Annotated in this window: 14 protein-coding genes and 1 pseudogene; 6 read left to right on the top strand and 9 right to left on the bottom strand. The window is 68.9% G+C overall.

The features are described from left to right. Nucleotides 1-183 precede the first annotated feature (183 nt). The 3 genes from NTM_RS28350 (at nt 184) to NTM_RS28360 (ending at nt 6,541) form a co-directional block, all read left to right on the top strand. Entirely contained in the window at nt 184-4,728 is a 4,545-nt protein-coding gene (locus NTM_RS28350; RefSeq protein WP_163769298.1) for an ATP-dependent helicase, read from the top strand. Beyond that, entirely contained in the window at nt 4,728-5,480 is a 753-nt protein-coding gene (gene nei2, locus NTM_RS28355; protein ID WP_163769299.1) for an endonuclease VIII Nei2, read from the top strand. Before NTM_RS28350 ends, nei2 begins: the two co-directional genes overlap by 1 nt. A 137-nt stretch (nt 5,481-5,617) precedes the next feature. After that, entirely contained in the window at nt 5,618-6,541 is a 924-nt protein-coding gene (locus tag NTM_RS28360) for a type IV toxin-antitoxin system AbiEi family antitoxin (RefSeq protein ID WP_163769300.1), read from the top strand. Between the two features lie 44 nt (nt 6,542-6,585). Here NTM_RS28360 and NTM_RS28365 read toward each other — a convergent pair whose 3' ends face one another. From NTM_RS28365 to NTM_RS28380, 4 genes are all read right to left on the bottom strand, one after another. Then, nucleotides 6,586-7,011: an MTB12 C-terminal domain-containing protein gene (locus tag NTM_RS28365; RefSeq protein WP_163769301.1), complete on the bottom strand. Its 426-nt coding sequence runs from the start codon at nt 7,009-7,011 to the stop codon at nt 6,586-6,588. A gap of 82 nt (nt 7,012-7,093) precedes the next feature. Continuing rightward, entirely contained in the window at nt 7,094-7,924 is an 831-nt protein-coding gene (locus tag NTM_RS28370) for an alpha/beta hydrolase (protein ID WP_163769302.1), read from the bottom strand. Nucleotides 7,925-8,043: 119 nt separating this feature from the next. Continuing rightward, the gene (locus NTM_RS28375; RefSeq protein WP_163769303.1) at nt 8,044-9,150 is read right to left on the bottom strand and encodes a fatty acid desaturase family protein; all 1,107 of its coding nucleotides are present in this window, start codon (nt 9,148-9,150) and stop codon (nt 8,044-8,046) included. Between the two features lie 88 nt (nt 9,151-9,238). Next, a complete protein-coding gene (locus NTM_RS28380) occupies nt 9,239-10,291 on the bottom strand; it encodes a ferredoxin reductase (RefSeq protein WP_104863075.1) in 1,053 nt (350 codons plus the stop codon). A 69-nt stretch (nt 10,292-10,360) separates the two neighbouring features. On the opposite strand from NTM_RS28380, the gene NTM_RS28385 reads away from it, so the two are divergent. After that, nucleotides 10,361-11,035: a TetR family transcriptional regulator gene (locus NTM_RS28385; protein WP_083143188.1), complete on the top strand. Its 675-nt coding sequence runs from the start codon at nt 10,361-10,363 to the stop codon at nt 11,033-11,035. 10 nt (nt 11,036-11,045) lie between these two features. After that, nucleotides 11,046-11,824, top strand: a pseudogene (locus NTM_RS28390) (enoyl-CoA hydratase/isomerase family protein). 80 nt (nt 11,825-11,904) lie between these two features. Here NTM_RS28390 and NTM_RS28395 read toward each other — a convergent pair. The 5 genes from NTM_RS28395 to NTM_RS28415 all read right to left on the bottom strand — a co-directional run bounded on the left by NTM_RS28395 (nt 11,905) and on the right by NTM_RS28415 (nt 18,215). Continuing rightward, nucleotides 11,905-12,675: an SDR family NAD(P)-dependent oxidoreductase gene (locus NTM_RS28395; protein WP_163769304.1), complete on the bottom strand. Its 771-nt coding sequence runs from the start codon at nt 12,673-12,675 to the stop codon at nt 11,905-11,907. A gap of 9 nt (nt 12,676-12,684) precedes the next feature. Then, nucleotides 12,685-13,596, bottom strand: coding sequence for an MOSC domain-containing protein (locus tag NTM_RS28400; protein WP_104863073.1), 912 nt, complete (start codon nt 13,594-13,596; stop codon nt 12,685-12,687). Nucleotides 13,597-13,971: 375 nt separating this feature from the next. After that, on the bottom strand, nt 13,972-14,823 hold the full coding sequence (locus NTM_RS28405; protein WP_163769305.1) for a pseudouridine synthase: 852 nt from the start codon (nt 14,821-14,823) through the stop codon (nt 13,972-13,974). Then, nucleotides 14,820-16,565 carry a glycerol-3-phosphate dehydrogenase/oxidase gene (locus NTM_RS28410; RefSeq protein ID WP_163769306.1) on the bottom strand — a complete coding sequence of 582 codons (1,746 nt, stop codon included), beginning with the start codon at nt 16,563-16,565 and terminating at the stop codon, nt 14,820-14,822. Before NTM_RS28410 ends, NTM_RS28405 begins: the two co-directional genes overlap by 4 nt. Before the next feature lie 234 nt (nt 16,566-16,799). Next, nucleotides 16,800-18,215, bottom strand: a complete 1,416-nt coding sequence (locus NTM_RS28415; RefSeq protein WP_104863070.1) for an NAD(P)H-quinone dehydrogenase — start codon at nt 18,213-18,215, stop codon at nt 16,800-16,802. Between the two features lie 71 nt (nt 18,216-18,286). Here NTM_RS28415 and NTM_RS28420 point away from each other — a divergent pair, with 71 nt between their 5' ends. Further along, nucleotides 18,287-18,766, top strand: a complete 480-nt coding sequence (locus NTM_RS28420; RefSeq protein ID WP_163769307.1) for a gamma-glutamylcyclotransferase family protein — start codon at nt 18,287-18,289, stop codon at nt 18,764-18,766. Nucleotides 18,767-18,778: the final 12 nt, after the last annotated feature.

Raw genomic sequence — 18,778 nt, forward strand, 5'->3', positions numbered from 1 at the left:
GCAAACGGCTTGCGGGGCGCGCGGCGCGAGTAGTGTCGGCCTCGCCTGGGGTCAGGCCGGCCTCGGCTGTCCCTAGCAGCCACGCCGTCCGGCGTGACCCCAGGCCTCATTCCCGGGTCATCCCCGGATCCCGTTTCTGGCTGCCCCGACCGACTTGTCGGGGGTTGCAGGCACCATGGACAGATGCCCGCGAAGACCGATCCGCTGTCACGCTTCAGTGCGCTGACGCGTGAATGGTTCGCGGGCACGTTCGTCGAACCGACCCCGGCTCAGGCGCAGGCCTGGAACGCCATCGCGGCCGCGGAGAACGCGCTGGTCATCGCGCCCACCGGGTCGGGTAAGACGCTCGCGGCGTTCCTGTGGGCGATCGACGGGCTGGCCCGCGAGCCGCGCGAGAAACCCGCAACCCGGGTGCTGTACGTGTCCCCGCTGAAGGCACTGGCCGTCGACGTGGAGCGCAATCTGCGCACCCCGCTGACCGGGATCTCGCGCATCGCCGAACGCAACGGTGAGGCGCCACCGACGATCAGCGTCGGGGTGCGCTCCGGCGACACCACGCCGGCCAAGCGGCGCGAGCTGATCAGCAAGCCGCCCGACATCCTGATCACCACGCCGGAGTCGCTGTTCCTGATGCTCACCTCGGCCGCGCGCGACAGCCTCGCCGACGTGCAGACGGTGATCGTCGACGAGGTGCACGCCGTCGCGGGGACCAAGCGCGGCGCGCACCTGGCGGTGTCGCTGGAACGGCTCGACGCGATGCTGGCCAAACCGGCGCAGCGGATCGGGCTGTCGGCCACGGTGCGCCCGCCCGAGGAGGTGGCGCGCTTCCTGTCCGGGGCCGCCCCGACCACGATCGTCGCGCCGCCGGCGGCCAAGACGTTCGACCTGACGGTCCAGGTCCCGGTGCCCGACATGGCCAATCTGGAGAACAACTCGATCTGGCCCGACGTCGAGGAACGCATCGTCGACCTGATCGAGGCGCACAACTCCTCGATCGTGTTCGCCAACTCGCGCCGCCTCGCGGAACGGTTGACCGCCCGTATCAACGAGATCCACGCCGAACGCACCGGGATCGAGTTGGGCACCCACAACCCGGGGGTGGCCGGCGGTGCGCCCGCGCATCTGATGGGCAGCGGTCAGACCTTCGGCGCCGAACCGGTGCTCGCCCGCGCCCACCACGGGTCGGTCAGCAAGGAGGCTCGCGCCGACGTCGAGGACGCGCTGAAAAGCGGGCGGCTCAAGGCGGTGGTCGCGACCTCCAGCCTGGAACTCGGCATCGACATGGGCGCGGTCGATCTGGTCATCCAGGTCGAGACACCGCCCTCGGTGGCCAGCGGCCTGCAGCGGGTGGGCCGGGCGGGTCACCAGGTCGGTGAGATCAGCCAGGGCGTGCTGTTCCCGAAACACCGCACCGACCTGATCGGGTGCGCGGTGAGTGTGCAGCGCATGCTGGCCGGCCAGATCGAGACGATGCGGGTGCCGGCCAATCCGCTCGACGTGCTCGCCCAGCACACGGTCGCGGCCGCGGCGCTGGAGCCGATCAACGCCGACGCGTGGTTCGACACGGTGCGCCGCAGCGCACCGTTCGCGACGCTGCCGCGCAGCGCGTTCGAGGCGACGCTGGATCTGCTGTCGGGCAAGTACCCGTCGACCGAGTTCGCCGAGTTGCGGCCACGCATCGTCTACGACCGCGACAACGGTACGCTGACGGCCCGCCCCGGCGCGCAGCGGCTGGCCGTCACCTCCGGCGGCGCGATCCCGGACCGGGGCCTGTTCACGGTGTTCCTGGCGTCCAGCGCGGATTCCGAAAAGCCCTCGCGGGTCGGCGAACTCGACGAGGAGATGGTCTACGAGTCCCGCCCCGGCGACGTCATCTCCCTCGGGGCGACCAGCTGGCGGATCACCGAGATCACCCACGACCGGGTGCTGGTGATCCCCGCCCCGGGCGAGCCCGCACGGCTGCCGTTCTGGCGCGGCGACGGGGTCGGGCGTCCCGCCGAGCTGGGTGCGGCTATCGGCGCGTTCAACGGCGAGCTGGCCCGGCTGGATCGCCCGGCATTCGAATCCCGTTGCAAAGAAGTCGGATTCGACGACTTCGCGACCGACAATCTGTGGCAGCTGATCTCCGAACAGCGCGAGGCCACCTCGGCGGTGCCGTCGGACACCACGCTGGTGGTGGAGCGGTTCCGCGACGAACTCGGCGACTGGCGGGTGATCCTGCACTCCCCGTACGGGCTTCGGGTGCACGGGCCGCTGGCGCTCGCGGTGGGCAAGCGGCTCTACGAGCGCTACGGCATCGACGAGAAACCGACCGCATCCGACGACGGCATCATCGTGCGGCTGCCCGACACCGACGACGTCGCCCCCGGCGCGGACATCTTCGTGTTCGACGCCGACGAGATCGAACCGCTGGTTACCACCGAGGTCAGCGGCTCGGCGCTGTTCGCGTCCCGATTCCGCGAGTGCGCGGCCCGCGCGCTGCTGCTGCCCCGCCGGCATCCGGGCAAACGCTCCCCGCTGTGGCATCAGCGTCAGCGAGCCGCCCAACTGCTCGACGTCGCGCGCAACTATCCCGACTTCCCGATCGTGCTCGAGGCGGTCCGGGAATGCCTGCAGGACGTCTACGACGTGCCGACGCTGACCGCGTTGATGGGTCGGATCGCCCAGCGCCGGGTACGTCTGCTGGAGGTCGAGACCCCGACCCCGTCACCGTTCGCGGCATCGCTGCTGTTCGGCTACGTTGGCGCGTTCATGTACGAGGGTGACAGTCCGCTGGCCGAACGCCGCGCCGCCGCACTGGCTTTGGACCCGACGCTGCTCGCCGAACTGCTGGGCCGGGTCGAGCTGCGCGAACTGCTCGACGCGGACGTCATCGCGAACACCACCCGCCAGCTGCAGCATCTGACCCCCGAGCGCGCCGTGCGCGACGCCGAAGGGGTGGCGGACCTGTTGCGGCTGCTCGGTCCGCTGACCGCCGACGAGATCGGCGAGCGCTGCGCGCAATCCGACGTCGGCGGCTGGCTCGAAGGCCTGTTGACGGCCAAACGGGTGCTCACGGTGTCCTATGCCGGGACGACGTGGTGGGCGGCGATCGAGGACATCGGGCGGCTGCGCGACGGGGTCGGGGTGGCGGTGCCGGTCGGGGTGCCGATCGCGTTCCTGGAGCCGGTCGTCGACCCGCTCGGGGAGTTGCTGTCCCGGTTCGCGCGCACCCGAGGGCCGTTCACCACCGCCGACGCCGCCACCCGGTTCGGGCTGGGGCTGCGGGTCGCCGCAGACGTGCTGGGCCGGCTGGCCGCCGACGGGAAACTGGTGCGCGGCGAATTCACCGACGTGCCCACCGATTCCGGCGGTGTCGAGCAGTGGTGCGACGCCGAGGTGCTGCGCATTCTGCGGCGCAGGTCGCTGGCGGCGCTGCGCGCCCAGATCGAGCCCGTCAGCACCGCAGCGTTCGGGCGGTTCCTGCCGTCGTGGCAGATGGTCGGTGCGGATGCGGTGTCCGGCGTCGACGGACTCGCCGCGGTGATCGACCAGCTGGCCGGTGTGCCGGTGCCCGCCTCGGCGGTCGAGCCGCTGATCTTCGGGCAGCGGGTGCGCGACTACCAGCCGGGCATGCTCGACGAGCTCCTCGCCTCCGGTGAGGTGCTGTGGTCGGGCGCTGGGTCGTTGTCCGGCGCCGACGGCTGGGTGTCGTTCCATCCCGCCGACACCGCCGCGCTGTCACTGGCCCCACCTGGTGATCTCGAACTGACCGACGTTCATCACCAGATCCTCGCGGCACTGTCCGGCGGTGGTGCGTACTTCTTCCGCCAGCTCAGCGTCGACGGGGTGTCCGCCGAGTCGTTGAAAGAGGCTCTGTGGCAGTTGATCTGGGCCGGATACGTCGGCGGCGACACCTTCGCCCCGGTGCGGGCGCTGCTCGCCGGATCGAAGGGCCCTGGCAGCAGGCGCGCGGCCGCGCCGGCGCACCGGCATCGGCGCGCCCCACGGCTGAGCCGCTACAGCCTGAGCACCACCAGCCTCAGCGCGCACCGCGACACCGATCCCACGGTGGCCGGGCGGTGGGCGGCGCTGCCGGTCGCCGAGGTGGACACCACGGTGCGGGCGCACTACCAGGCCGACCAGCTGCTGGCCCGCCACGGCGTGCTGACCAAGGGCGCGGTGGCGGCAGAGAACATCCCGGGCGGGTTCGCGTCGATGTACAAGGTGCTGACCACGATGGAGGAGGCGGGGCGCTGTCAGCGCGGGTATTTCGTCGAATCCCTCGGCGGCGCTCAGTTCGCGACCGCCAGCACCGTCGACCGGTTGCGCAGCCACGCCGACAGCATCGACGACAAGCAGCAGACGCTGCGCGCGCTGGCGTTGGCGGCGACCGACCCCGCGAACCCGTACGGTGCGGCGCTGCCGTGGCCGTCCCGAGGTGCCGACGGTGACACCGCGCACCGGCCCGGACGCAAGGCAGGTGCGCTGGTGGTGCTCGTCGACGGTGCACTGGTGTGGTTCGTCGAGCGGGGTGGGCGGTCGCTGCTGAGCTTCACCACCGACCCGGAGACGTCGAACGCCGCCGCGGCTGCGCTGGCCGAAATGGTGCCGCGGCAACGGGTTCCGGCGCTGCTGGTGGAACGCGTCGACGGCGTCCCGGTGCTGGAGGCGCGGGAGTCGGTGACGGTCGACGCGCTGGTCACGGCCGGGTTCTCGCGTACGCCGCGCGGGCTGCGGTTGCGCTGATGCCCGAGGGCGACACCGTCTACCGGACGGCGGCCAAGCTGCGCGAGGCGCTGGCCGGCCGGGAGCTGACGCGCTGCGATATCCGCGTCCCGCGCTATGCGGCGGTGGATCTGAGCGGGCAGGTGGTCGACGAGGTGCTCAGCCGCGGTAAGCATCTGTTCATCCGGGTCGGGCAGGCCAGTATCCATTCGCATCTGAAGATGGACGGTGCGTGGGTGATCGGTCGTGTCCGGGTACCGGCCTACAAGATCCGAATCGTGTTGGAGACGGCGACGTCCCGGGCCTCCGGGGTCGACCTGGGCGTGCTGGAGGTCTTGGACCGGGCGACCGATATGGATGCGGTGGCCCACCTCGGTCCGGATCTGCTCGGCGAGGACTGGTCGGCGGAGGTCGCGGCAGTCAACCTGATGGCCGACCCCGACCGCCCGCTGGCCGAGACGCTGCTCGATCAGCGGGTGATGGCCGGGGTCGGCAACGTGTTCGCCAACGAGCTGAGCTTCGTGTTCGGGCTGCGACCGGGTACCCCGGTGCGCGAGCTGACCGATCCGCTGCGGGTCGCCCACCGGGCCCAGCAGATGTTGTGGCTCAACCGGTTACGGGTGAACCGCACCACCACCGGCAACACCCGGCCCGGCCAGGACGTCTGGGTGTACGGCCGCGCAGGACTCCCCTGCCGCCGCTGCGGCACCCGGATCGAGACGGACAAGTTCACCGAGCGGGTCACCTACTGGTGCCCGACCTGCCAGCGCTGATCCGTTTGGCGCCGAAATTGCATTCCAGCAGAAGAAGTTCGAGTAGATCTCTGCACAGACGCAATCTCGACGGTGGGGTTGGGGATAACTCCTTATCCAGCCGCTGATCCGTCGGAGCCCGCGCCGACGATTCGGCCATGGGAGACATCATCATCGGCACCGAAGCCGTCGCCAACGGCGTCGTCACGCGCTACGAACTGCAGCGTTTCTACCGTCCGATCTTCACCAACGTCCACGCGCCACGACTCGCAGCGCCGACATTGCGTGATCGCACCGAGGCAGCCTGGCTCTACTCGAAGCGCGCCGGGATCGTCACCGGACTGACGGCCGCGGCACTTCACGGGTCGAAGTGGATCAACGCCGATATCGACATCGAACTGATCTACAACTGTCCGCGCGCGCCGAAGGGCATCATCGCCCGCAACGAGCGCATCGCACCCGACGAATGGCAGCACGTGGGCGGAATCCCGGTCACGACGCCGGCGCGCACCGCATTCGATCTCGGCCGATATCGGCCCGAGCACGACGCGTTGGCACGCCTTGACGCGCTGATGGCGAGTCGTCCCTATTCGATCGAAGACGTGCTGCTGCTGGCCAAGCGCTACAAGGGCGCCCGAGGTGCCGCCCGGCTCAAGGCCGTCCTGCCGTACGTCGACGGCGGCGCCGAGTCGCCCCGCGAATCCTGGTGGCGCAAGGTGATCCTCGACGCGGGCTTCCCGACGCCGCGTACCCAGATCCCCGTCGCGGACCATGACGGGCGCCACGTCCGGTTTCTCGATTTCGGCTGGGAGACGTTCAAGGTCGCGCTGGAGTACGACGGCGACCAGCACCAGACCGACCGTCGGCAGTACCTCAAGGACCGCCGCGTCATGCCGGTGCTTCGCCGGCTGGGCTGGCATGTCACGGCGGTCGTCAAGGAGGACGACCCCGTCGCCGTCATCCAGACACTGAGCCAGGCCATGCGAACGCGCGGTTGGCATGGCCCGATTCAGATCCCGCGGTACGCGTTCTCAGCGAGATTGCGCGCCGCGACTGCAGCCAGGCAGCAAAAGTGCGAGTAGCGCCCTGCTGGAATGCAATTTCGGCGCGGCGCCGCGGCGCCGAACTAGACGGTGCAGTCCACACCGGCGACGTCACGGGCGATCACGCACGCCGACGGGTTCGACAGCTTCCAGGTGCCGCCCTGGTCGACCCAGTAGATGTTGTGCGTCTTGGTTCCCCAGATCGGGATGGTCACCGCGATCTGGGCGTCGAGCTGGTCGCCGTTGAGCACCGGGTTCTCCACCCGCCAGTTGATCATGCCGCTGTAGGTGTTGAGGCGGTTGGCGATGTTGTCCGCGGTCGGCACCGCGGCCTCGCCGCCGGCCAGCTTGGACGCGCGCACCTCGGTGGGGGCCCCGGTGTTGAGGACCTGTTGCAGCTCGGCGGTCAACTCCGCCGCGCTGGGCACCGGGGGCTGCGCCCACGCCACACCCATCCCACTCAGGGCACCAGCCGCCACCACTGAAATCGCCGCCAACGCAGCACGCATGAACGCTTTCCTTCCGCACAGAGGTCCCAACCTCGGACACCTCACCATGCGGCGGGTCGCGCCACAAGACCTACGTCCCGGCTCAGGCCACCGATCGCGCCGCGGATTCGATGACGTCCGTCACAGCCTCCGGATGACTGATCAGGGTCAGGTGGGATCCACCGGGGAACTCGGTGACGTGGGATCCGGCGCGGTCGGCCATCGCGCGCTCCGACATCGGGGTGATGATCTGGTCGCCGCTGCTGATGAAGTACCACGACGGGATGTCGTGCCAGGCCGCCGCGGTGGCCGGGGTGTCGAACGCCGCGGTGGCCGCGGCACGCTGCGATGCCCAGAGCTCGGTGGCCTGCTCTGCAGGCAGGTCGTCGGCGAAGTGGTGGACGAACACGTCCTGGCGCAGATAGAGGTCGGTTCCGCCGTCGGCGGTTCTCACCGTGTCGAACAATGCGCTGTCCGGTAGGTGCTTGAGCACCGAATCCGCGCCGGACAGCGAGCCGTTGGTCTCCCCGACCTCGGGTGCGGCCGCGTCGACGTACACCAGCGCCTTGACATTGGTCAGGCCGGCGGCGGCCTCGGTGATCACCGCCCCGCCGTAGGAATGCCCGACCAGGACGACGGGACCGTCGACGGTGCGGACGAACGACGCCACTTCGGCGGCGTCGGTGGTGAGGTTGCGTAGCGGGTTGGCGATGGCGCGTACCGGATAGCCGTCCGCCCGCAATGCCGACGCCTCACCGTCCCAGCTCGACGTGCCTGCCCAGGCGCCGTGCACCAGCACGACGGTGGGCTTGGGCTGCACCCCGGGATCGGCGTGGGACGTGGCACCGTGGGCGATCACTGCGACCGACGCCAGCACCGCGGCCGCCGTCATCGTCGCGATGCCGGTCGCCATCGGCCTGAACAACACGTGCATGACGGTCCTCCCTCGCGCCTGCTGCGATGTCTATCGCCAGGGAGAGCCTTCCGCGCCGGCCCCGGTGGCGTCATTGCCGATGACGAGAAACCTCGCCTACCGGGTAGCCGGTATCGGCGTCAGAACGGCAGCGCGAACTTGAAGATCTTGCGCACCACGGTCGCGAACTGATGCGGCAGCGGGCCGGTGTTGTAGGGCACACCGTAGCGCTCGCAGATCTCACGGACCTTCGGTGCGATCTCCGCGTGCCGGAACGCCGGGATGTCCGGGAACAGGTGGTGTTCGATCTGGAAGGACAGGTTGCCGCTCAGGATGTGGAACAGCTTGCCGCCGTTCAGATTCGCCGATCCGAGCACCTGACGGAAGTACCACTGTCCGCGGGTCTCGGCTTTGGTCTCCTCGATCGAGAACTCCTGCACGTCTTCGGGGAAGTGCCCGCAGAAGATGATCATGTACGACCACACGTTGCGCATCAGGTTCGCGGTCAGGTTGCCGGCGGCCACCCACGGTGCGAACGGCCCGGCCAGCAGCGGGAACGCGACGTAGTCCTTGAGCGTCTGCCGTTTGGTCTTGGCCCAGATCTCGCGCAGAATCTCGCGCTTGTCGGTGAGTGTGATCTCGCCCGCGGCGATCTTCTCGCTCTCCATCTCGTGCAGCGCGACGCCGTATTGGAACAGCACCATCAGCAGGAACGCATAGATCGGGTTGCCCAGGTAGTACGGCCGCCATTTCTGGTCGGAGCTCATCCGCAGGATGCCGTAGCCGATGTCGCGGTCCAGGCCGACGATGTTGGTGTAGGTGTGGTGCATGTAGTTGTGCGAGTGCCGCCACTGGTCGGCCGGGCACGCGGTGTCCCATTCGAAGCCCTTGCTGGAGATGGCCGGGTCACCCATCCAGTCGTACTGACCGTGCATGACGTTGTGGCCGATCTCCATGTTGTCGATGATCTTCGACAGGCCCAGCATGATGGTGCCCGCGAGCCAGAACGGCGGGATGATGCCGCCGAAAAGCAGCGCGCGGCCGCCGATCTCGAGTCCGCGCTGCGCCTTGATCATCCGGCGGATGTAGGTGGCGTCGCGCTCACCGAGATCGGCGATGACGCTGTCCTTCAGCGCGTCGAGTTCACGGCCGAACGCGTCGAGCTGCTCGGCGGCCAGGGTGACGGTCTTTCCCGCAACGGTCTTCGAGATGCCCTGCTGCGTTGTGGTTTCCAGTACTTGCGTCATGGTGTCCTCTCTGTGTCGAGATTGCAGCTACTCAGAGTTCTTCTCGAACTTCCTCTGCTGGAATGCAATTTCGGCGGGAGTTGAGCGGTTACAGGTCGATGTCGACATCACCGACGGGCGCGGACACGCAGATCTGCACGTCCTCGGCTTCGGTGGACGACACGGCACCGGTGACGACGTTGCGGACGGCGCCACTGGTCTTGCGGCGGGTGCAGGAGAAACAGATGCCCATCCGGCACCCACTCTCCGGGCTCAGGCCCGCACCCTCGGCCTGTTCGAGCAGTGGCCGCCCGTCGTCGACGACCTCGACGCCGGCGGCGGCGAATCGCACTGTGCCGCCGCTGGACTCGCCGGCGGTGAACACCGGCGGGACGAAACTTTCGGACTCGGCGTCCGGGCGGACCTCACGCACCGCGTCGACGAGCGACGGCGGTCCGCAGACATAGACCGCGTCGGCGGCGGCCGCGAGGTCGCCGGTGAATCGGGCAGGCACGTCGGACCCGCGGGAATCGCGGGTATAGCCGTGCAGCACGGTCACGTTCGGCATCGTCGCGGCGATCTCGCGCAGTTCGTCGCGATAGCAGGCCTCCTGCTGCGATCGCGCGTAGTGCACGAAGGTGACCTCGCCGGTGTGCCGTCGCGACCGCAGGGTCCGCAGCATCGACATGACCGGCGTGATGCCGCTGCCGCCGGAGACCAGCAGGATGCGGCGGGCAGGCTGCTCGGGCAGCGTGAAGTCGCCGGCCACGGAGTCCAGCCCGACGACCATGCCGCGGCGGGCGTGCTCGAACAGGTAGGTCGACACCAGTCCGCCGTCGTGGCGGCCGACGGTCAGCTCCAGGAGCCGATCGTCCTCCGCCCCGGCGGGCGAGTACGGCCGGGTGCGACGCCGGCCGTCGATCTCGACGGACAGGTTGATGTGCTGGCCGGCCCGGAAGCCGGTGAAGGCCCGGTTGGGCGCCAGCGTCAGGGTCACACTGCGCGGCGTCATCCGCCGCACCGCGACGATCTTGGCGCGGGCCTGCGCTCGCGTCCAGGTGGGGTCGACCAGCTCGGTGTAGCGGTCGACGCCGTGCGGACCGGTCAGCAGGTCCAGCAGCGCCGAGCGCCGCGAGCGCCTGGTCAACGTTTCAGTGAACATGTGTACACCGTGCGCGCCTCCGGCACGTACCGTCAAGAGATCTCTGCAGCTTGTGGTATGTTTCACACAGTGAACAGTCGTACGCCGAGCTCACGATCGGGCCGTTCCAGGTCCCGGGAGAAGGGTCGGGAGACGCTGTCTCGGGAGGAGCGCAAGGAGGCCACCCGGCGCGCGATCGTCGAGGCCGCGCTGCATCTGCTCGCCGAGCGCGGGTTCAGCGCGCTGAGCCTTCGTGAGGTCACCCGCGAGGCCGGCATCGTGCCCGCAGCGTTCTACCGCCACTTCGATTCGATGGAGGCACTCGGCCTCGTCCTGATCGACGAGTCGTTCCGCAGCCTCCGCGACATGCTGCGCGGCGCGCGTGCCGGCCGTCTCGACCCCAACCGGGTGATCGAGTCCTCGGTGGACATCCTCATCGACGGGGTGCAGGAGCGCCGCGAGCACTGGCGGTTCATCGGTCGGGAACGCTCCACCGGCGTCACCGTGCTGCGTTACGCGATCCGCACCGAAATCCGGTTGATCACCTCGGAATTGGCGATCGACCTGGCCCGCTTCCCGAACCTGAACACCTGGAGCAGCGAGGACCTCAACATCCTGGCCAGCGTGTTCGTCAACTCGATGATCGCGATCGCCGAGCAGCTCGAAGACGTCACCGATCCGCCTGCGGTCGAGGAGATCCGGCGCGTCGCGGTCAAGCAGCTGCGAATGATCACCATCGGCGTGGCGGGCTGGCGCAGCGGTTAACGTGACGGGCATGTCGCCCGTACTCGAAGTCGCCCGTCCCACGCCCGAGATCGTCGTCCTGACGATAACCGCCCCGACAAGCTCAACGCGCTGAACTACGAACTGGTCGAGGCGCTGCACACCGAACTCGACGCGCTGGCCGACGACAACGACTGCCGCGTCGTGGTGCTCACCGGGGCGGGCCGCGGCTTCTGCTCGGGTCTGGACCTCGGCGCCCCGAATCCGAACGAGTCCGGTGGCGGCACCGAGTTTCCGCGGTCCGGGATGCGCTGGCAGGAACGCATCGCGGACCTGACCGCGAAGATCCACCGGCTGCGCCAGCCCGTGATCGCCGCGGTCAACGGGGTCGCCTACGGCGGCGGACTCGGCATCGCGGCCGCATGCGACCTCCGCGTCGCGGAGCCGTCGGCGAAGTTCTGCACGCAGTTCATCAAGCTCGGGCTCGGCGGCTGCGACATCGGGGTCAGCTACACGCTGCCCCGCATCATCGGCGCGGGGCCGGCGTTCGACCTGATCCTGACCGCGCGCGCCGTCGACGCCGAGGAGGCGCTGCGGCTCGGACTGGTGTCCCGGGTGAACGAGAACTGTCTCTTCGAGGCCACCACCATCGCCGAAACACTGTGCGTCTACGGAAAATTCGGGGTCGAATCGACCAAGCAGGTGCTGTGGGCGAACCTCGACGCGTCCAGCCTGGAATCCGCGCTGCACCTGGAGAACCGCAGTCAGATCCTCGCCTCGACCAGCGGGGAGATGCGCGAGGCGGCCTCGAAGATCCTGCGCAAAAACTGACCCGGCGAAACTGCATTCCGGCAGAAGAAGTGCGAGTGCGGGCCTGCCGGAATGCAATTTCGCCGTGGAAGGGAAGACGGCTAGCGCGGGGTTCCGCCGCCGTCGGCGATGAGGACCTGACCGGTGATGTAGCTACCCGCATCCGAGGTCAGCAGCAGTGCGGCGCCGACCATCTCGTCGGGCGAGGCGAGCCGGCCCATCAGGGTGCCGGCGACCATGCCGTCGATGGCCTCCTTCGGGTTCTTGCGCATCATGTCGGTGTCCACCGGTCCTGGGGCCAGCGCGTTGACGCGGATGCCGTGGTGGACGAACTCGGCGGCCATCGATCGGGTGAACGACATCATCGCGGCCTTCATCGACGCGTAGATGGACAGCATCGGCGCGAAGATGAACGCGCCGACCGACACCATGTTCAGCACCGCGGCGTGCTCACTGGCCTTCAGATGCGGCAACGCCTCCTGGGTCAGCATCACCGGGCCCTGCAGGTTCACCTCGAAGGACTTGGTCAGCGCGTCGACGGTCATCGTCCCGAACGGCTGCGCGAGCGGGTTGGCGGCGTTGTTGACCAGCACGTCGATGCCACCGAACTCGGCGACCGTGCGTTCGACGAGCGCCCCGAGGCCGTCGACCTCGCCCAGGTGTGTCGGCACGCCGAGGGCCTGCCCGCCCGACTCCCGAAGATGCTGGGCCGCCTGCTCACACGCGTCGGCCTTACGGCTGGCCACCACGACATTGGCACCGGCGAGCACATAGCCCTCCGCCAGCGCCAGACCGATCCCCCGGGTGCCACCGGTGACGATCACCGTCCGGCCCGTCATGTCGAACAACCGGTCAAAGGCCGCGCGGTCCATCGAACTCCTTCAGTCTCCGGGAGCGGTCGCCCCCGACATCATCGCGATTGTGGCAGCCAGTGCGGTCTCGCGTGGCTCGACGCGCTCAACCGAGACCGCGTCCCCGCACCGGACCACGCCAGGGGTGACGACCTCGGCGTACGAACCGGCACAGGCGAACTGCCCGAGGGCGCCGATCTGGCGAAGCCCGATCGCGGCGATCGCCTTGAGCACCCGCGGGTCCCGCGCCAGCCCCGGCTGGGCCACCGTCGTCATCACACACCGCGGCGTCGGGCCCACCACGTGGATCACCGCCTCGGCACCCAGGTGCAGGTCGCAGCCGAACCAGTCGTCCTCGTCGGCCAGGGCGTCGGCGTCGAGGAGGATGTTGGGCCGCATCCGGCGGGGATCCCACTGCGCCTGCGGGTCGGTCTCCACCAGGCGCGCCAACGTGCTGGTGGTGAGGATGTGCAGGGCGGCCAGGTCGACCAGCGAGCCGGGCGCGGCCAGACCGATGGGGACCTGCAGGACCTGCTCGGCGGCCGCGGGATCGCCGTCCACCTCGGGGACGACCTCGTCGATGCAGAGACCGTCCTCGACCGTGGTGATCAGCCGGACCTCGCGCCCGAGCAGCGCGCCGACCCGGCGGGCCAACTCGTCGTCGTCATCGGAGACGACCGAACCGTCTGGGAAGGTCACCTCGATCGGCGGGGTCGGCGCACCCGGGGCAGGGTCGTGCAGGTACCGCGCCGAGCAGCCGAGCAGGGCGCCGAAGCGCTTCGGATGCTTGGCGCTGACCAGGCGCTGCGAGTCGATGTCGAAGAAGCCGTAGCCCCGGTCGGCGATCACCCCGGACGGTCCCAGCACGATCTCATCTGCTTCCTCGCCCTGCATGGACTTGACGGGGTAGCGCCAGAGGCGAGCCACCTGAATCCCGGCCATCGAACGATCCTGGACACCTCGGCTGCCGGCGTCAACGGCATTTGCTGGAAGACACTTCGCACCGTGGCTCGGCAAGTCATCTGTACAGCATGTGGGCCTTTCGGGGTATTTCGTTTTACGGACAAAGTTCGTAGCCGTCACGCGCAAATTTCCCATACATTTGACTTGCCAGCTACATACCACGTCAGAGCACTGATTGACGTCAGGGGTGAATAACTCAGCGAACTCTGGCTTGGTAAAGTAACCTCGCGGTTGTGCGGCGCCGGAGCTGCGCAGACAGCGGATATGGTCAAGCCGCACGACGCGCTTCCGCTGTGCGCTCAGATCGCGGTGAGCGATCATCGAGGGGAATCGCGATCTGAGCGCACACCAGCGTCAGAGCAATCTGCGCCTGGTGCTGAACTTCCGGATCCGGCCGGTCAGCGGGTCTGGGAACTCCAGGGTGTGCGCGAGCAGTCGCAGCGGTGTGGAGAAGTCCGCCGGCGCGACGTCGACGATGTCCGGGTAGAGCGGATCGCCGGTGATGGGCAATCCCAGGGTCGCCATGTGCAGCCGCAGCTGGTGGGTGCGCCCGGTGCGCGGCCGCAGCCGATAGTGGCCGTTCCCCAGGTCCTCGATGACCGTCTCGGCATTCGGTTCGCCCGGTTCCTCGACGGCTTGCAGACTCCCCCGCTGCTTGACGATGCGGCTGCGGACCGTGAGGGGGAACTCGTGGGCGCTCGGCGCCGACGAATGCGCCAGATAGGTCTTGGCGACCTCGCCGCGGGCGAACATCGTCTGATAGGCGCCGCGCACCTGGCGGCGCACGGTGAACAGCAACACCCCGGCGGTGAGCCGGTCCAGCCGGTGCGCCGGGCTCAACTCGGGAAGGCCCAATTCTCGACGCAGACGCACCAGCGCCGTCTGTGCGACGTGGCGTCCGCGGGGCATCGTCGCCAGGAAGTGCGGCTTGTCGACCACGACGATGTCGTCGTCGCGGTAGAGGACCGGGATGTCGAACGGGACGGGAACCTCGTCGGGCAGTTCGCGATACAGGTAGACGACAGCACCGGCGGGCAGCACGGTCTGCGCGTCGGCGACGGATCCGTCGGCGCAGAAGACTTCCCCGGCAACGACTTTGGCGCCGGTACCCCAACGGCGTTCGAACTCGTCGACGAGCAGTCCGCCATGCACCCGAACCCGCGCGGGGCCGAGGCCGTCGCGAACGGGCAACGGGGGCGGTCTCAAGTCAGCGGTACCGGCTCGAGGATCTCGGCGCGCGCCTCCGGTGCGGCGGCACGCAGCGCATCGGCGGACTCGTCGTCGGGCTGGGTCTGCGACAGCACCTCCGCCTCCACCCGGGCCAGATAGGTCGACACCTCGCGGTCGATGTCGTCGGCACTCCAACCCAGAATGGGCGCAACGACTTCGGCGACCTCGCGGGCGCAGTCGACCCCGCGGTGCGGGTATTCGATGGAGATCCGCATGCGCCGCGCCAGGATGTCCTCCAGGTGCAGGGCGCCTTCGGCCGCCGCGGCGTAGGCGGCTTCGACCTTCAGGTAGACCGGGGCCTCGGTGATCGGGTTCAGCAACTCGGGGTCGTTCTCGGCGAGCTTGAGCACCTCACCGATCAGCGAGCCGTAACGGTCGAGCAGGTGCCGCACCCGGTACGGGTGCAATCCGTAATGCGCTCCGACACTGCCGGTTTGGTTGATCAGCGCGAAGTATCCGTCGGCGCCCATCAGCGGGACCTTCTCGGTGATCGACGGGGCCACCCGCGTCGGGATGAATTCGGCGGCGGCGTCGATGGCGTCCTCGGCCATCACCCGGTAGGTGGTGTACTTGCCGCCGGCGATGGCCACCAGGCCCGGAGACGGCACCGCGACAGCGTGCTCGCGCGACAGTTTCGACGTCTCCTCGCTTTCGCCCGCCAGCAGCGGACGCAGTCCGGCATAGACCCCGTCGATGTCGTCGTGAGTCAGTGGTGTGGCCAGCACTTTGTTGACGTGGCCGAGGATGTAGTCGATGTCGGCTTTCGTCGCGGCCGGGTGGGCGAGATCGAGGTTCCAGTCGGTGTCGGTGGTGCCGATGATCCAGTGGGTGCCCCACGGGATGACGAACAGCACCGACTTCTCGGTACGCAGGATGATCGCGACCTCGCTGACGATGCGGTCTCGGGGCACCACGATGTGCACGCCCTTGGACGCGCGCACCCGAAAACGGCCGCGTTCCTTGGACAGTGCCTGGATCTCGTCGGTCCACACCCCGGTGGCGTTGACGACGACGTGGCCGTGCACCTCGGTGACCTGGCCGTCCTCGGAGTCGCGCACCTGCACGCCGGTGACCCGGTCGCCTTCGCGCAGCAGGGCGACGACCTGGGAGGAGGTGCGCACAACGGCGCCGTAGTGCGCGGCGGTGCGGGCGACGGTCATGGTGTGGCGGGCGTCGTCGACGACGGTGTCGTAGTAGCGGATTCCGCCGATCAGCGAGCTGCGCTTGAGGCCGGGCGACAGCCGCAGCGCACCGGCGCGGGTCAGATGCTTCTGCGGCGGAACAGATTTGGCGCCACCGAGCTGGTCGTAGAGGAAGATGCCCGCGGCGATGTAGGGCCGCTCCCACCACCGGTTGGTCAGCGGGAACAGGAACGGCAGCGGTTTGACCAGGTGCGGCGCCAGCGTCGTCAGGGACAGCTCGCGCTCGTGCAGGGCCTCGCGCACCAGACCGAACTCCAGCTGTTCGAGGTAGCGCAGCCCGCCGTGGAACATCTTGCTGCTGCGGCTGGAGGTGCCCGAGGCGAAATCACGGGCCTCCACCAGCGCCACCTTCAGGCCGCGGGTGGCGGCGTCCAGGGCGGCGCCCGCGCCGACGATGCCGCCGCCGATGACGATCACATCGAATTGCTCGCTGCCGAGTTGCTGCCACGCGCGGACACGCTCGTCGGGGCCCAGGAACGTCTGCCCGTTGCCCGGCGCGAAGATCGGGTCGCTCACGTGGCCGACTCCTTGGTTACTTGTCAGTACGGGTGGTCCCGTCCCAGGTTAGCCGGACGACGATCAAGCGGCGAGGAACGAGCCGCGTTGAGAAGTCCGGCCATCGCCCCCAGCCGGACGACGATCAAGCGGCGAGGAGCGAGCCGCGTTGAGAAGTCCGGCCATCGCCCCCAGCCGGACGACGATCAAGCGGCGAGGAGCGAGCCGCGAGCCTCATACCCGCGGGAGCCCGGATCAATCCAGGTCGTCGTGCGCCATCAGGCGTCGCGCGGCCTCCACGATCGAGCCCGACAGCGACGGATACACCGACAGCGTCTGCGCCAGGTCGGTCACCGAGATGCGGTTCTGCACCGCCAGCGCGATCGGCAGGATCAGCTCGGATGCGATCGGCGCGACCACCACCCCGCCGATCACGACGCCGGTGGCGGGACGGCAGAAAATCTTCACGAAACCGTGCCGTAGCAGCGACATCTTCGCGCGGGCGTTGGTGTTCAGCGGCAGCATCAGGGTCCGCGCCGGGACGCTGCCGTCGTCGATGGCGGTCTGCGGGATCCCGACCGCGGCGATCTCGGGCCGGGTGAACGTCGCCGACGCGACGGTGCGCAGCCGGATCGGCGACACGCCTTCGCCGAGCGCGTGGTACATCGCGATGCGGCCCTGCATCGCCGCGACCGAGGCCAGCGGCAGCAGACCGGTGCAGTCCCCGGCGGCGTAGATGCCTGCGGCGGGGGTGCGCGACACGCGGTCGACGGGGATGTAGCCGCCCGGGTTGAGTTCGATGCCGACCCGCTCCAGCCCGAGGCCCGCGGTGTTGGGCACCGAGCCGACCGTCATCAGCGCGTGGCTGCCCTCGACGACGCGCCCGTCGGCGATCTTGACGGTGACGCCGTCGCCGGTGCGGGTGACCGACTCGGCACGCGCGTTCTTGACCAGCGTGACGCCGCGTTCGTTGAAGACCTCCTCGAGCACCGCGGCGGCGTCGGAGTCCTCGTGCGGCAAGATCTGGTCGCGGCTCGCGACGACGGTGACGGTGACGCCGAGTTCGGTGTAGGCGTTGCAGAACTCCGCACCCGTCACCCCCGATCCGACGATGATCAGGTGTGTCGGCAGTTCCTCGAGTTCGTAGAGCTGCCGCCAGGTCAGGATGCGTTCGCCGTCGGGCACCGCATTGGGCAGCACCCGCGGGCTCGCGCCGGTTGCGATCAAGACCACGTCGGCCTTGAGTACGCCGACCTTGCCGTCGTGGGTGGTCACCTTGACGCGGTGGCTGGCCATACCGGCGATGTCGTCGACGAGTTCGCCGCGGCCGCCGATGATGGTGACACCCTGGTGGAGCAGCTGGCTGCCGATATCGGCCGACTGCGATGCGGCCAGCGTCTTGGCGCGGTTGTTGATCTGCGGCAGCGAGATCTTCGCGTCCTCGATGTCGATGTCGAAGCCCATGCCGCCGGCGCGGCGCAGCTCGGTGCGCACCCCGGTGGAGGCGATCAGCGTCTTCGACGGCACGCAGTCGTAGAGCACGCACGCCCCGCCCAGCCCCTCGTCGTCGACGACGGTGACCTGTGCGACGTCGCGTCCCCGTGCGGCAGCTACCAGTGCCGCTTCGTAGCCCGCCGGTCCTCCCCCGATGATCACGATGCGCGTTACCACGACTCCAACCTAGGGCACCGGCGCGACGGCGGTTGGCAGCCGTCTCAACACGATGCGTTTAAGCTTCTCGCGTGCCGATCTACGCCGCCTACGGATCGAATATGCATCCGGAGCAGATGCTGCAGCGCGCTCCGCATTCCCCGATGGCCGGGACGGGCTGGTTGCACGGCTGGCGGCTGACGTTCGGCGGCGCGGACATCACCTGGGAGGGTGCGCTGGCCACCATCGTCGAGGACCCGACCTCGAAGGTGTTCGTCGTGCTCTACGACGTCACCAAGGAGGACGAGGAGAACCTCGACCGCTGGGAGGGCTCCGAGCTCGGCTTCCACAAGAAGATCCGGTGCCGGGTGGAGCGCACGTCGTCGGACACCGACACCGAGCCGGTGCTGGCGTGGCTGTATGTGCTCGACGCATGGGAGGGCGGAATCCCGTCGGCGCGCTACCTCGGGGTGATGGCCGATGCCGCCGAGATCGCCGGTGCGCCACCGGAATACGTGCACAATCTGCGTACCCGTCCGGCCGGCAACGTAGGCCCGGGCTCCTCGACGTAGCGTCGTCCCGCC

This window comes from Mycolicibacterium parafortuitum, from assembly GCF_010725485.1.
Lineage (GTDB): Bacteria > Actinomycetota > Actinomycetes > Mycobacteriales > Mycobacteriaceae > Mycobacterium.

Excerpts from the sequence above, each read along its gene's own strand:
- NTM_RS28350 (WP_163769298.1), top strand. The coding sequence starts at position 184 with ATGCCCGCGAAGACCGATCCGCTGTCACGCTTCAGTGCGCTGACGCGT.
- NTM_RS28360 (WP_163769300.1), top strand. The coding sequence starts at position 5,618 with ATGGGAGACATCATCATCGGCACCGAAGCCGTCGCCAACGGCGTCGTC.
- NTM_RS28370 (WP_163769302.1), bottom strand. The coding sequence starts at position 7,924 with ATGCACGTGTTGTTCAGGCCGATGGCGACCGGCATCGCGACGATGACG.
- NTM_RS28395 (WP_163769304.1), bottom strand. The coding sequence starts at position 12,675 with ATGGACCGCGCGGCCTTTGACCGGTTGTTCGACATGACGGGCCGGACG.
- nei2 (WP_163769299.1), top strand. The coding sequence starts at position 4,728 with ATGCCCGAGGGCGACACCGTCTACCGGACGGCGGCCAAGCTGCGCGAG.
- NTM_RS28380 (WP_104863075.1), bottom strand. The coding sequence starts at position 10,291 with ATGTTCACTGAAACGTTGACCAGGCGCTCGCGGCGCTCGGCGCTGCTG.
- NTM_RS28375 (WP_163769303.1), bottom strand. The coding sequence starts at position 9,150 with ATGACGCAAGTACTGGAAACCACAACGCAGCAGGGCATCTCGAAGACC.
- NTM_RS28365 (WP_163769301.1), bottom strand. The coding sequence starts at position 7,011 with ATGCGTGCTGCGTTGGCGGCGATTTCAGTGGTGGCGGCTGGTGCCCTG.
- NTM_RS28400 (WP_104863073.1), bottom strand. The coding sequence starts at position 13,596 with ATGGCCGGGATTCAGGTGGCTCGCCTCTGGCGCTACCCCGTCAAGTCC.